Origin of the sequence: Mesorhizobium sp. M0923, assembly GCF_040319365.1 — a bacterium.
Classification (GTDB): Bacteria; Pseudomonadota; Alphaproteobacteria; order Rhizobiales; family Rhizobiaceae; genus Mesorhizobium.
In genome coordinates, this window is sequence record NZ_JAMYNW010000001.1 from 250,933 (window position 1) to 264,068 (window position 13,136).

Here is a 13,136-nt window from a genome sequence, read left to right on the forward strand (position 1 = left end):
GCGCCGAAATAATCCCTTGGCGCGGCGATTGCAATTACACGAATCAGCCGCGCTGTTGCCGCCACGCGCTGCAATCGTCTACTATTGCGAATGGGTGGGAGTCTCGGGGTCTTTGCCAGAGCGACATTTCTGACAGTCGTGATCGCCGTGGGCGGATCAGCAGCGGCCGGCGAACCGGCCGCGACGGCTTCCAAGCGGATCCCCATATGCCATGGTTACGGTTGCAACTATCGCACGACGCTGGCGCTTGGCCCCAGTGACGGTGCGCGTTTCCGCTCTATCCTGCGTGCGGGCGCGGGTTCGCCCCAGGCCGAGCGCTCCGCTATTTCGAAGGCCGTCCGCTATTTCGAACAGCGCATTTTCCAGGCCATCGGCGTCCGCGACCAGCCGCAGTCGAAATTCGGTGCATCGCGCGTCAGGGGCCAGATGGATTGTGTCGACGAATCGACCAATACGCATGCGTTGCTGGTCTATCTTGCCGAGCGAAAACTGCTCAGGTTTCATAAGGTCGAGGACAAGGCCTCGCGAGGCCTGTTTGTCGACGGGCGCTATCCGCATTGGACGGCGGTGATCAGCGACCGCGGCGGTACAGAATGGGTGGTGGATTCCTGGTATGCGCCGATGGGCGGCGCGCCGGATATTTTTCCGCTGAGCCAGTGGAAGAAGCGAGGCGTGCTGAAGAGCGGCGCGCTGGACTGACGACGGGGACGTCCCGCCAAAAACGGCTCCCAGGGCGTTTCGAGCCTGAAAACAACAACACCCGCCGGGGGAGGAGGTCCTGCGGGTGTCGTTTTGTTGGCCGATCCTCGGGAGGAGGTGAAGATCGACCGTATTCGTCATCGCCGGGGAGGAGGTCGGCTTTGACGAAATTCCTTTCGCCATTTGAAAGGGCGCGAAACCCTTCTTAGAAACAACGCCCGCCGGGGGAGGAGGTCCGGCGGGCGCCGTTTTTGTGGTCAACCCTCGGGAGGAGGTGAAGGCTGACCGTATCCGTCAGGGTCGGGGAGGAGGTCGACCCTGGCGAAATTCTGCTGGTTAGATCGCCCTGCGAGCGACCATCTTGATCTCGTCGCGGACGATGCCGAGATCATTGAGCTGGCGGTTTGACAGGCGACCCAGCTCGGTAACCGTCTCGCGGTAGACGCGCCAGTTACGATAGTTGCGGATCAGGTTCATTGTCGTTCTCTTTCAAAACTGGTTCGGGCCATTTGCGGTCCGAAAGGATTAGACCGCCTTGCGGGCGACGTAGTGGATGTCGCCGCGGCTGATGCCTAGGTCGGTCAGTTCACGGGTGCTCAGGCGGCTCAGCTCAGAAACGGTGTCCCGGTAGCGGCGCCAGTTGCGATAGTTGCGGATCAGGTTCATGGTATTCTCGTTTCGTCTTTCTTTCGGATCATTCCGTCTTTGTGTGCACCGTGAAGATAAGAGGGGTCATATCGATTTAAAAGCGCTATTGGTGCATGGCAGCAATGCAAATTGTGCATTGCAGCATTAACGCGCGTCCAGTTTTCTGCCCAGATCGGAAAATGCCGTTAGGTCAAACGCTTGGGCGGACGAGCTAAAAGGGCTAAACAAAGGGGGAGGGGCATGGCGAGCTATTCGTCACGGGTCAGGTTGGATATCGCACGATGGCAGCAGGCCGGCCTGATCGACGCGCCGACAGCCGACGTGCTGACGCGCGACGTCGAGGCCAACGAACGCAAATCGCTGAGCTTCGGCTCGATCCTGGCGATGATGGCGGCACTGTTGTTCGGCGCGGCCATCCTGATCTTCATCGCCGCCAACTGGGAAGTCATCCCGCGGCTGGTACGGGTCGCAGCACTCTTTGCCGTTATCCTTGCCGGCTATGTCGGCGGCGCGGTGCTGAAAATGCGTGACCATGCGGCGATCGGCGAAGCGCTGTGGATCGTCGCGGCAGCAGCGTTCGGCGGATCGATCGCGCTGATCGGCCAGATGTACCATTTGTCTGGCGACGAGGCCTCCGCCGTGGTCACCTGGGGCGCCGGCACGGCGCTGGCGGCGGTGGCGCTGCGCTCGAACCCGCTGACCGTCGCTGCCGTCGGCATCGCCGATGCCTGGCTGTTCCTGAAAGGCTTCGAGTATCGCGCGGAATTCCCGCATCTCTTCGTTTTCGTTCTGGACGCGCAGCCAGGCGGCGCGCCACCTGATCATCCTGTCGGTGCTGTTCTATCTCGTGCTCCTGGTGACGCGGTACGACACGCTGCAAGTCGCTATCCCGCTCGTTGTCGCGTCGGTGCTGCTTTTTATCGCTGCGATCTTTGCTGCCCGGCCGGTCGACAGGATCTTGCAACTGGGTGGCAGGCTGCCCCTGCACGCGCTGATCGGCTTTCTCACCGGCCTGGCGATGATCCAGTTCGAACTGGCGGATGAAAGCAGCTACAGCAGCGGCTTCGCCATTGCCTCGGCTGTTGCGCTGGCCGGCATCGTCGCGGCGATCGTGCTGGGCGGCCGGGAGAGCCGGGGACTGCGCTGGGTTGCCTATGCGGGCTTCGCCTTCGAACTCGCCATCATCTATGTGGTGATGCTGCAATCAATGCTCGACACGGCAGGCTTCTTCCTTGCGGCGGCGGTGCTTCTCGCCGTTCTTGCTTTCATTATCATCCGCATAGAAAAGCGCATGAACGCTCCGGATATGACAGGTGCAGCAGCATGATGACCGGCAAAAGACTGATCATCTCGGCGCTGGTCCTGGCGCTCGTCCAGATCGGCTTTCTGAGTTGGATCATCGCCGGACGCGCGGCGATCCTGCGCGACGGCAAGCAAGTCCTGCTCAGGGTTGAGCCGATCGATCCGCGCGATCTCTTGCGTGGTGACTACATTCTGCTCGGCTACGACATTTCGCGCATACCGGTGAAGCTGATCGGCAACATTCCACCCGGCAAGCTGGCGAGTGACGACACGCCGATCGTGGTCAGGCTGAAGCCGGGCGCCTACGGCTATTGGGGTCCGACCGCGGCTTGGTTCGGGCAAGCGCCGGTGCCGGCAGCATCCGGTGAAGCCGATATCGTCGGACACGTCTCCGAGGGCTCGGATCTCAGCGCAGCCACGACGATCGCGCCGGATTACGGCATCGAGCGCTTCTATTTGCCGGAAGGCGAGGGGATGGCGATCCAGAACGACATGCGGGTGCGGCCGTTCGGCATCCGCGTCGCGATCGCGGCCAACGGCACGGCGCAGATCAAGGCGCTGGTGGACGGCGACAAGACGCTGTTCGAGGAGCCGCTCTATTGAAGCGTGGAAGAATCTAGGTGTCGGCGCTCGGGGGATCGAAATGGTGCGCCATAGTGGCGCCTGTCCTCCTCCGCCAAGGCTTCGGAGGGCACTCCTTCGTCTAACGAGCTTCGAGCGGCCTGCCACCCGAAGCTCGAAGAGCGAAGGGTGGTGCGGATGAAGGGACTCGAACCCCCACGCCTTTCGGCACTGGAACCTAAATCCAGGGCGTCTACCAATTCCGCCACATCCGCATTGCCCGGCCAATCCCATGTAGCCATCATTCTGTCAATGTCAGAGCCCACATCGGCATCATTGGCCGGAATGCAAAGATGGTTGAAAATCAGCGTCGCCTGTGACAAAAGGCGTGTCGAATGTGACGGGACGCGACGATCCGCTTCTGCAGAATGTGATAAGAAGTAGGAAAAACAAAGACTTATTCACATTTTGGAGCGTATTTCTGGAGGATTTGTGCCGCGTTGGGCGGACAAATCGCCAAGTCCCGCACCAAAAGCCATTCCCGGCAAGATCATACCGGCAGGCTGTGAACGGCAGGGGCCGTTTGGCGGCCTCATTGGTGGAAACAAAGGTTTTATGATGCAGGTCACCGAAACGCTCAACTCAGGTCTCAAGCGCGAGATCAAGATCACCGTGCCGGCCGGTGACATGGAAGCCAAGCTGATGGCGCGGCTCTCCGATGCCAGGAACAAGGTCCGCATCAACGGCTTTCGCCCCGGCAAGGTGCCGGTGCAGCATCTGCGCAAAGTCTACGGCAAATCGTTCATGGCCGAAGTGGTCAACGAGATCCTCAACGACTCGACCCGTTCGATCATCACCGGGCGCGGCGAAAAGGCTGCCATGCAGCCCGAAGTGATCATGACCGAGGACGAGAAGGAAGCCGAGAAGATCCTGGCTGGTGGCGCAGATTTCGAGTTCCGCCTGAACTACGAGGTCATTCCGCCGATCGAGATCAAGGATTTCTCCGACATCAAGGTGACGCGTCAGGTATTCGAAGTGCCTGATGAGGAGATCGATGAACAGGTCAAGCGTGTCGCCGAGTCGGCGCGCACTTATGAGCCGAAGACCGGCAAGGCCGCCGAGGGCGACCGCGTGACCCTCGATTATGTCGGCAAGATCGACGGCGAAGCCTTCGGCGGCGGCGCCGGCACCGATCAGCCGCTGGTGCTCGGCTCGAAGGAATTCATCCCTGGCTTCGAGGACCAGCTGGTCGGCAGCAAGGCCGGCGACGAGAAGCAGGTCACGGTTACCTTCCCGGAAAACTACCAGGCGGCGCATCTGGCCGGCAAGGAAGCCACTTTCGACGTGACCGTCAAGGAAGTGTCGAAGCCCGGCGAACTTGAGATCAACGACGAGATGGCCAAAAACCTCGGCCTGGAGTCGCTGGAGCGCCTGCGCGAGGTGGTGCGCGGTCAGATCGAAAATCAGTTCGGCTCGATGACGCGCCAGAAGGTCAAGCGCCAGTTGCTCGACCAGCTCGACGCTGCCTACTCGTTCGAGGCGCCGTCCAAGCTCGTCGAGGCCGAGTTCAACAACATCTGGAACCAGGTCAACCGCGATCTCGAAGCCGCCGGGCGCACCTTTGCCGACGAAGAGACGACGGAAGAAGAGGCGCGCGCCGAATATATGCGCCTTGCCGAACGCCGCGTGCGTCTCGGCCTGGTTCTCGCCGAAATCGGCGAGAAGGCCGGCGTCACGGTGACGGACGAGGAATTGCAGCGCGGCCTGTTCGAGCAGGTGCGTCGCTATCCGGCCAACCAGCAGCAGGAAGCCTTCGAATTCTATCGCAACAATCCCGAAGCGCTGAATACGTTGCGCGCGCCGATGTTCGAAGAGAAGGTGGTCGACCATCTGCTTGGCCAGATCTCGGTCACCGACGTCAAGGTCAGCAAGGAAGAGCTGCTGGCCGACGACGAGGATACGGAGACGACCAAGGCCAAGCCGGCGAAGAAGGCGGCTGCGAAAAAAGCCGACACCAAGAAGGCCGACGACGACGCTGAAGAGCCCAAGAAGAAGGCTGCGCCGAAGAAAAAGGCCGCCAAGGACGCTGAATAACGTCCCTGCTGAATTCCAACAGGCCGCCTTCTCGAGGCGGCCTTTTTCGTTGTGGCGCAGGCGCAACGGATTTCACGCATCTGGCGGTCGAGGTGGCGATACGAAGCTTTGATGATTATCTGCGCTGGGTTGCGGATCGCAGCGGTTGTTGGAGGCATCGTTGAGACAGTTCTTCGGTATCGGAAGCGTGGCCGCGGCGGCGTTCCTGCTTGCGTCGGTCTGCGGCATCGCCCAGGCTGATACGGTTCTCGACAACTGGCGGTTCGACAAGAGCAGCGATGGCCTTGTCACCGCCTCGCTTTACGCTACCAACAAGCTCATCACCGGTGGCGGCGCATTGAGCTACAGCCCGGTATTGACGATTGCCTGCCGGACCGCCGGCGAACCGCGTTGGAGCGAATGGCTGCAGCTGAGCGATACTGTTTCCGCCAGCCGAACCATCGCCATGTCGGTGACTGTCGACCAATCCGGCAAGCTCAACGAAAGCTGGTCGGTCGGCCCGCGCAGCAGGATGCTGGTGCGCGACGGTGCCGACGGCATCAGGCGACTGATTTCCGCGGACCGGCTGCTGCTGTCCTGGCGGTTCGGGCTGCTGTCGGGGCGCGGCAAAGCCGAGTTTGACCTCGCCGGAGTTGAAGAGGCGGTCGGCCGGATCGCCACCACCTGCAACACCAAATTGCCTTGAGCAGATTGTCCGCATGAAACCTTTGCATGGCCGAACTCTACCTGCCGGCCGGGTTCCGTGGTATGTAGGTGCCGCAACTCCAGGCAGTGGATATCCGTTCTGCCATTCAAGAGCGCATGCCAGCGGACTAGATGTCGGCCTGTGCAGGTCAGCCAGGGCAAATTGGCGATCAGGGAGGAAATGCCATGCGTGCCATTGTGTTTTTTATCATCATGTCGGTCGCGACCGTCATCGCCGGCCCCTCGTGGGCTCAGGATGCCGCGGCGGGTGAGAAGGTCTTCGCCAAATGCAAGGTCTGCCACGTCGCGGACAAGGATCAGAACAAGGTCGGTCCGTCGTTGAACGGCGTCATCGGCCGAACGGCCGGCACGCATCCGGGGTTCAGCTATTCCAAGGCGATGACCGAGGCCGGCAAGTCCGGCGTCAAATGGGATGAGGCCACGCTGACGAGCTACCTTCGCGATCCCAAGGCGATGGTCAAAGGAACGAAGATGGCGTTTCCCGGCCTCAAGAAAGACGAGGACATCGTCAATGTCATTGCCTATCTGAAGCAATTCTCCAAATAACGCGGCTCTTCCGCCGGATCTTGGTATCGCAAACAGGTCGAGGCATAGCCTCGGCCGCAATCTGCCGGCAGTGTCGGTGGGGAGGGCGGCTTGTTGCAAAAAAGACATTGGCCGGCTAGGCTGCCGTTCCCATCGGTGGTCGTCTGAATGTCGACTGAAGAAAGCCGTCTCAAGGATACCGGCATCCGCCTCTCGGAGGCGACGGCGGGTGATTTCCTTGCGCTTTTGAAACCACGGGTCATGGCGCTTGCCGTGTTTACTGCGTTCGTCGGCCTGATGATGGCGCCCGGCGTAATGAATCCAGTTATCGCCGTAATCGCCATCGGCGCAATTGCGGTTGGAGCAGGGGCGGCCGGCGCGCTCAATATGTGGTACGACGCAGACATAGACGCCTTGATGTCTCGCACGTCCAAGCGACCAATTCCGTCAGGCCGCGTCACGCCTGGCGAAGCTCTCGGCTTCGGCTTGGTGCTTTCCGCACTGTCGGTCATGACGCTCGGCGTGCTGGTGGGATGGCTTGCCGCATCGCTGTTGGCGTTCACCATCTTTTTCTATGTCGTTATCTACACGATGTGGCTGAAACGCTCGACGCCACAGAATATCGTCATAGGCGGCGCGGCAGGCGCCCTTCCTCCGGTGATCGGGTGGGCGGCTGCAACCGGCGCAATCGGCATCGAAAGTGTCATTCTGTTTCTGATCATTTTCCTCTGGACGCCGCCTCATTTCTGGGCGCTGGCCCTTTTCAAGGTCGGCGACTATGCCGCGGCGGGCATCCCGATGATGCCGAATGTGGCCGGCCAGCACTCGACCAGAAAACAAATCTTCGCCTATTCGCTGGTCTTGGCGCCAATCGGCGTGCTTCCTTGGGCCTTCGGCTTCGCCAGCGGATACTACGGCACTGCTTCAGCAGCGTTGGGCGCAGGGTTCATTTGGCACGCCTGGAAGGTCCTCGTCGCCGACAAGGAGATGAAGCCGGCAAAGGCGTTGTTTGCGTATTCGATTGTCTATCTTTTCGCGATCTTCGCGGCGCTGCTTGCCGACACCATTGTAATGCGAGTGGTCGCGTCAGCCGGCTATTGAGCCCGGCTAAAAACATCACGTTGGCAGAGCACAAAATCCCAGCAACAGCAGAATAACGATGCCAAGGCCGAGTATGAGAACTGTCCTTCCATCCATGACCTTCACCTTCGTCTAGAAGAGCATATCGAAGAAAGGTGTCCAGAGCTAGTCGGGCTACCCGGGACCTCTTACCCCCGGGGGCCTTCGTACAAAGCGCGACAAGTCCCCCGCATGAGAGTATATTGATCATGGTGCAGGTCGCGGTTTGCGTGGCCAATCACGCAGAACGGCAGCACCGTAAAACGCGACCTTACCGGACCCGGTCTGGAGGAATGGTCATGGCAAGTTTTCACGTGATAGCAGGCGCCAACGAGACGCTGGAACACACCAGAATTCGAAAAATCGGTGTCTCCGATCTTTTTGATGCGCTCAGGCGTGGCGTCGATGATTTCATGGTCAAGCCGTCGCACATCGTTTTTCTCTGCCTGATCTACCCGCTTGCGGGGGTCGTGCTTGCCGTCTGGACATCAGGCAACAACACGCTGCCATTGTTGTTTCCGCTTGTGTCCGGCTTTGCGCTAATTGGTCCGTTCGCGGCGATCGGCCTCTATGAGATCAGCCGGCGACGGGAAGCCGGGCTCGATGCCTCGTGGAGGCACGCCTTTGAGGTCAGAAGTTCTCCGGCGCTGCCGGCTATTGCGGCGGTCGGCATCATGCTGCTTGCGATATTCATCGCCTGGCTTTTGACGGCCCAGATATTTTACCAGACCGTGTTCGGCCCGGCGCCGCCGCAATCGCTGTCCAGCTTCATCAGTGATATATTCGCCACGGGACGCGGCTGGACACTCATCATCCTGGGTCACGCCATCGGCTTTGTGTTCGCCGCGGTTGTGTTGTGCACCACGGTCGTCGCATTCCCGTTGTTGCTCGACCGCGATGTCGGCGCCTACGAAGCCATCCACACCTCGGTGCGCGTTGTCCTGGCCAACCCGATCGTGATGGCAGTGTGGGGCCTTATTGTCGCCGTCGCCTTGATCATCGGCTCGCTGCCAGTGTTCGCCGGGTTGGCGGTCGTGCTGCCGATCCTTGGTCATGCCACCTGGCATGTCTATCGGAAAGTTGTCGAATCGCCGCCGGCTACCAGACCGTGAGCTGAAAAACCTGTCCTCCGCACCGAGCGCCGGTGCGGGGAGGGTGGGGCAGAGCTTTCAATAGGCCGGGTGGCTGAAACGGGCCTGGCGCGCGTCTTTTGTCAGGTCGCGGAAATCCTTGCCGCTCACATGCACCAGCGTCCTATGGTCACCGCCCTCGAAATAGATTTCGGGAGCGTCGCCGAGGCTTTCATCGAGGACCACCGGCACATCATAGGCAGCGCCGATCGGCGGCACAGCGCCGACATCGCAATCGCCGAACAACGAGACCACCTCGTCTTCGGAGGCAAGTCCAAGAGGCTTGTCCATAACATCCTGCAATGTCGCGAGTTCTATCCTGTGCGTGCTTGGAACCACGGCCAGCGCGTAGCCACGGTCGTGGTGAACGACCACCGATTTGGCCATTATGCTGCCAGGCACATGTGCCGCAATGGCGGATTGTCTGCTTGTCGCCGTGCGGTGATGCTCGACGGTGTCGTAGGAAATGCCTTTCTTATCGATGAAGTCCTTCAGTCTGTTTGCGATGGTCATCTTGGGCGCCCCTTGCTGGTGTTCGCGACGCATGTGGAAACGCCGGCATCGCCTGTCGTTTCCGATACCAACAGAAATGGTCCAGCCGTAGATTGTTTCAAGGCGAAGGCTCCAGAACAGGACGGCCTGGATCCGGATTGCATGTCAGGGCCCGGCCCCGAAAAACGCCATTCGGGTGAGAAGGGTGTAGTCCGCTTCGAAGACCATCAGCGTCACGAATACCAGCACCAGCACCGGCGGCAGGATGATTGCATATGTCAGCGCCAGCCGTTCCCAGGCCATGTGCATGAAGATGGCGACGATCAGCCCTGCCTTGAGGATCATGAAGATCAGGATCAGCGACCATCTGAGATAGCCGTGGAGCCCGAAATAGTCGACCAGATAGGAGCAGGTGCTGAGGATGAACAGCCACGCCCAGACCACCAGGTAGAGCTTGATCGGGTGCTCCTGATGAACCTCCGTAGGGGTAACGCTGGTCGCCGTCGCATCATGCGTACGGGCGCTGTCGAGCGTGTGTTGTCCAAGGCCATTTGCGGTTGCTTCAGCCATGTCCTGCCTCTCACCAAAGATAGAAAAATGCGAAAATGAACACCCAGACCAGGTCGACGAAATGCCAGTAGAGCCCCATGATTTCGACGTTTTCGTAGCGGCCCCTCCGGCTGGTGAAGAAGCCGGGCCGTCCGACGTCGTAGTCCCCGCGCCAGACCTTTCGCGCCACGATGATCAGGAAAATCACCCCGATCGACACATGTGTGCCGTGGAAGCCGGTGATCATGAAAAAGGATGCGCCGAACTGTGCAGCGCCCCACGGATTGCCCCAAGGCCGCACGCCCTCGGTGATCAGCTTGGTCCATTCGAAGGCTTGCATGCCGACGAAGGTCGCGCCGAGTGCCGCGGTCAAAAGCAGCAGGACTGCCGTCTTGCGGCGGTCGCGGCGGTAGCCGAAATTCACCGCCATGGCCATCGTTCCGCTGCTCGAGATCAGGACGAAGGTCATGATGGCGATAAGGATCAATGGAATGTCGGAGCCGCCGATGCGCAGGGCAAAGACCTCGCTCGGATTGGGCCACGGCACGCGTGTGGAGATACGGTCGGTCATGTAGGAGAGCAGGAAGCAGCCGAAGATGAACGTGTCGCTGAGCAGGAAGATCCACATCATGGCCTTGCCCCAAGACACGTTTTTGAACGCCCGCTGATCCGAGGACCAGTCGGCGGCGATGCCTTGCCAGCCTGCGGGCCGCGGCCCCGTTCGGCCGATGTGGGTCAGTGTCGTCTCTGCCATCCGCCCGTTCCTCCTAGGTCAGCAACCCTCGGCAAATGTCGATTAAAGTCGAAGCCCAGCCGGCCAGAAGAGCGAAGATGGCGAGCCAGACGAAAAGCAGGAAATGCCAGTACATGGCGCACAGCTCGACGCTCAGGCGAAGCCGCTGCGGCCGCGCACCGTTCCAGGCACCGACGGTCGTTCTGCCCAGGCCGACCAGCCCTCCCAGTATATGCAGCCCATGCATTCCCGTTAGCAGGTAGAAGAAGCTGTTGGCCGGATTGGACGCCAGAAAATAGCCATCCGCGCTCAGTTCCCGCCATGCCATAAGCTGTCCAACCAGGAAGGCGAGCGCCGTGAGTCCAGCGGTGGCGAGACCGAGCCTGACCATGTCCACTTGACCCTTGCGCGCCGCGAGCGAAGCGCACTGCATGGCAATGCTGCTCAAGACCAGTACGCCGGTATTAAGCCAGAGCAGAGGCGGGATGGGCAGCGGCTGCCAATCCGACAGCGCCATGCGCATGAAGTAAGCACTGGTGAACAGCGCGAACAGGCAGCCGACGACGGCAAGGAAGACGCCGAGACCGATCTTTGCGGTCGGCAGCGCCGATCGGTCCAGGGCGACAAAATCCCCGACCAAACCTTGCTCGAGCCACGGCCTCGTCATTAGCCGCTGATGCGAGAGCCACCACCCAGCAATGCCGGCGATCACGAGCAGGAAAACCAGAATGACGCTCATGCCGGCTCCCTGGAAGGTCCGAAGGAGCCCGGAACGTTTTGCGGTATGAAGTCCTCCTTGGCGCCCGGTACGCTGTAGTCATAGGCCCAGCGATAGACGATCGGCAGATCCTTGCCGAAATTGCCATGGCCCGGCGGTGTTTCGGCCGTCTGCCACTCGAGCGTCGTTGCCCGCCACGGATTGCCACCAGCCTCACGGCCATGGCGGATGCTCCAGATGAGATTGAACAGAAACACAATCTGGGCAAAACCGACGATAAAAGCCATGATGCTGATAAACGAGTTGAGGTGGTGGGCCGATTCCGTCATCACCGTCATATCGGTCAATTCGTTGTAGCGCCGCGGCACGCCCATCAAGCCGAGATAGTGCATGGGAAAGAAGATCAGATAGGCGCCAAGGAAGGTGACCCAGAAATGGAACCGGCCCAGCGTCTCGTTCAGCATCCGACCGGTGACCTTCGGATACCAGTGATAGATCGCGCCGAAGATTACGATGGTCGGGGCGACCCCCATGACCATATGGAAATGGGCGACGACGAACATCGTATCCGACAGCGGAACGTCGACGACGACATTGCCGAGGAATAGCCCAGTCAACCCGCCATTGACGAAGGTGACGATGAAGGCCAGGGCAAAAAGCATCGGTATGGTGAGGTGGATGTCGCCACGCCACAGCGTCAGCACCCAGTTGTAGACCTTGATGGCTGTTGGAACCGCGATGATCAATGTCGTGGTGGCGAAGAAAAAGCCGAAATAGGGATGCATGCCGCTGACATACATGTGGTGCGCCCAGACCACGAAGCTCAGTGCGCCAATGCCGACGATGGCCCAGACCATCATGCGGTAGCCGAAGATGTTCTTGCGCGCATGGGTGCTGATCAGGTCGGAGACGATGCCGAAGGCCGGAAGCGCCACGATGTAGACCTCGGGGTGGCCGAAGAACCAGAACAGATGCTGGAACAGGATCGGGCTGCCGCCGCCATGCTGCAATTGTTCGCCCATCTCGACGATCGCCGGCATGAAGAAGCTGGTGCCGAGCGCCCGGTCGAGCAGCATCATCACGCAGGCGACGAACAGTGCCGGGAAGGCGAGCAGCGCCATGACGGTGGCGGTGAAAATACCCCAGACGGTGAGCGGAAGGCGCATCAGTGTCATGCCGCGCGTGCGGCCCTGTAGCACCGTCACGACATAGTTCAAGCCGCCCATGGTGAAGCCGATGATGAACAGGATCAGCGAGACGAGCATCAGGATGATGCCCCAGTCCTGGCCGCCTGGCGTACCGGTCATGATCGCCTGCGGCGGATAGAGCGTCCAGCCGGCACCTGTCGGTCCGCCGGGGGCAAAGAAGCTCGACACGAGGACCAGCACGGCCAGGAGATAGATCCAGTAGCTCAGCATGTTGACATAGGGAAAGACCATGTCGCGAGCGCCAACCATCAGCGGGATCAGATAGTTGCCGAAGCCGCCCAGGAAGAGTGCGGTGAGCAGGTAGATCACCATGATCATGCCATGCATGGTGATGAACTGGTAGTAGGCTTCCGGTGTGATGAAGTCGAACGTGCCGGGGAAGCCGAGCTGCAGCCGCATCAGCCAGGACAACACCAGCGCCACCATGCCGATCGCCGTCGCCGTCGCCGAATACTGGATGGCGATGACCTTGGCATCCTGCGAGAAAACGTATTTCGTCCACCAGCTGTGCGGATGGTAAAGTTCCATTTCCGCGACTTCGGCCGGCGGTACCGCATCTGCAGGTGTGATATCGACCATAGGAACACCTCCGTGCCCTTTTCGGCCATGCCCGACAGTTCGGGCCTGCCGCAATCTTTTCAATGCCGACGGCG

At 60.3% G+C, this 13,136-nt stretch carries 14 protein-coding genes, 1 tRNA gene and 1 pseudogene; 8 read left to right on the plus strand and 8 right to left on the minus strand.

The window, feature by feature from the left end; all coding sequences use genetic code 11:
• Positions 1 to 147: 147 nt before the first annotated feature.
• A complete protein-coding gene (locus tag NKH89_RS01185) occupies positions 148 to 699 on the plus strand; it encodes a hypothetical protein (protein WP_245278626.1) in 552 nt (183 codons plus the stop codon).
• A 336-nt stretch (positions 700 to 1,035) separates the two neighbouring features.
• Here the strand turns inward: NKH89_RS01185 and NKH89_RS01190 are convergent, their stop codons facing one another.
• Both NKH89_RS01190 and NKH89_RS01195 read right to left on the minus strand, forming a co-directional pair.
• Complete coding sequence (locus NKH89_RS01190; RefSeq protein ID WP_023678914.1) at positions 1,036 to 1,176, minus strand: DUF1127 domain-containing protein; 141 nt, start codon at positions 1,174 to 1,176, stop codon at positions 1,036 to 1,038.
• Positions 1,177 to 1,224: 48 nt separating this feature from the next.
• Positions 1,225 to 1,365 carry a DUF1127 domain-containing protein gene (locus NKH89_RS01195; RefSeq protein WP_023720174.1) on the minus strand — a complete coding sequence of 47 codons (141 nt, stop codon included), beginning with the start codon at positions 1,363 to 1,365 and terminating at the stop codon, positions 1,225 to 1,227.
• Between the two features lie 222 nt (positions 1,366 to 1,587).
• Between NKH89_RS01195 and NKH89_RS01200 the strand changes: the two are divergent.
• Positions 1,588 to 2,674, plus strand: a pseudogene (locus NKH89_RS01200) (DUF2157 domain-containing protein).
• Positions 2,671 to 3,252, plus strand: a complete 582-nt coding sequence (locus tag NKH89_RS01205) for a GDYXXLXY domain-containing protein (RefSeq protein ID WP_352495383.1) — start codon at positions 2,671 to 2,673, stop codon at positions 3,250 to 3,252. Before NKH89_RS01200 ends, NKH89_RS01205 begins: the two are co-directional and overlap by 4 nt.
• Before the next feature lie 148 nt (positions 3,253 to 3,400).
• Here the strand turns inward: NKH89_RS01205 and NKH89_RS01210 are convergent.
• Positions 3,401 to 3,485 (minus strand) — tRNA-Leu (locus NKH89_RS01210).
• Between the two features lie 343 nt (positions 3,486 to 3,828).
• Between NKH89_RS01210 and tig the strand changes: the two genes are divergently transcribed.
• The 5 genes from tig (at position 3,829) to NKH89_RS01235 (ending at position 8,765) form a co-directional block, all read left to right on the plus strand.
• Complete coding sequence (tig, locus tag NKH89_RS01215) at positions 3,829 to 5,304, plus strand: trigger factor (RefSeq protein WP_352482299.1); 1,476 nt, start codon at positions 3,829 to 3,831, stop codon at positions 5,302 to 5,304.
• A 160-nt stretch (positions 5,305 to 5,464) separates the two neighbouring features.
• Positions 5,465 to 5,989 carry a hypothetical protein gene (locus NKH89_RS01220; protein WP_352908330.1) on the plus strand — a complete coding sequence of 175 codons (525 nt, stop codon included), beginning with the start codon at positions 5,465 to 5,467 and terminating at the stop codon, positions 5,987 to 5,989.
• Between the two features lie 212 nt (positions 5,990 to 6,201).
• The gene (locus tag NKH89_RS01225; protein ID WP_502896297.1) at positions 6,202 to 6,555 is read left to right on the plus strand and encodes a c-type cytochrome; all 354 of its coding nucleotides are present in this window, start codon (positions 6,202 to 6,204) and stop codon (positions 6,553 to 6,555) included.
• A 147-nt stretch (positions 6,556 to 6,702) separates the two neighbouring features.
• Positions 6,703 to 7,635 (plus strand): heme o synthase, encoded by a 933-nt coding sequence (locus NKH89_RS01230; protein ID WP_352495382.1) that lies wholly within the window; start codon positions 6,703 to 6,705, stop codon positions 7,633 to 7,635.
• A gap of 317 nt (positions 7,636 to 7,952) precedes the next feature.
• Entirely contained in the window at positions 7,953 to 8,765 is an 813-nt protein-coding gene (locus NKH89_RS01235) for a DUF2189 domain-containing protein (protein ID WP_352482145.1), read from the plus strand.
• A gap of 57 nt (positions 8,766 to 8,822) precedes the next feature.
• Here the strand turns inward: NKH89_RS01235 and NKH89_RS01240 are convergent, their stop codons facing one another.
• From NKH89_RS01240 to ctaD, 5 genes are all read right to left on the minus strand, one after another.
• A complete protein-coding gene (locus tag NKH89_RS01240) occupies positions 8,823 to 9,296 on the minus strand; it encodes an aminoacyl-tRNA deacylase (RefSeq protein WP_023720166.1) in 474 nt (157 codons plus the stop codon).
• A 144-nt stretch (positions 9,297 to 9,440) separates the two neighbouring features.
• Positions 9,441 to 9,845, minus strand: a complete 405-nt coding sequence (locus NKH89_RS01245) for a cytochrome C oxidase subunit IV family protein (RefSeq protein ID WP_023720165.1) — start codon at positions 9,843 to 9,845, stop codon at positions 9,441 to 9,443.
• 10 nt (positions 9,846 to 9,855) lie between these two features.
• Positions 9,856 to 10,578: a heme-copper oxidase subunit III family protein gene (locus NKH89_RS01250; RefSeq protein WP_023720164.1), complete on the minus strand. Its 723-nt coding sequence runs from the start codon at positions 10,576 to 10,578 to the stop codon at positions 9,856 to 9,858.
• Positions 10,579 to 10,591: 13 nt separating this feature from the next.
• Positions 10,592 to 11,296 carry a cytochrome c oxidase subunit 3 gene (locus NKH89_RS01255; RefSeq protein ID WP_352482148.1) on the minus strand — a complete coding sequence of 235 codons (705 nt, stop codon included), beginning with the start codon at positions 11,294 to 11,296 and terminating at the stop codon, positions 10,592 to 10,594.
• On the minus strand, positions 11,293 to 13,062 hold the full coding sequence (gene ctaD / locus NKH89_RS01260) for a cytochrome c oxidase subunit I (RefSeq protein WP_352908331.1): 1,770 nt from the start codon (positions 13,060 to 13,062) through the stop codon (positions 11,293 to 11,295). The genes NKH89_RS01255 and ctaD overlap by 4 nt, the downstream gene beginning before the upstream one ends.
• Between the last annotated feature and the right edge of the window lie 74 nt (positions 13,063 to 13,136).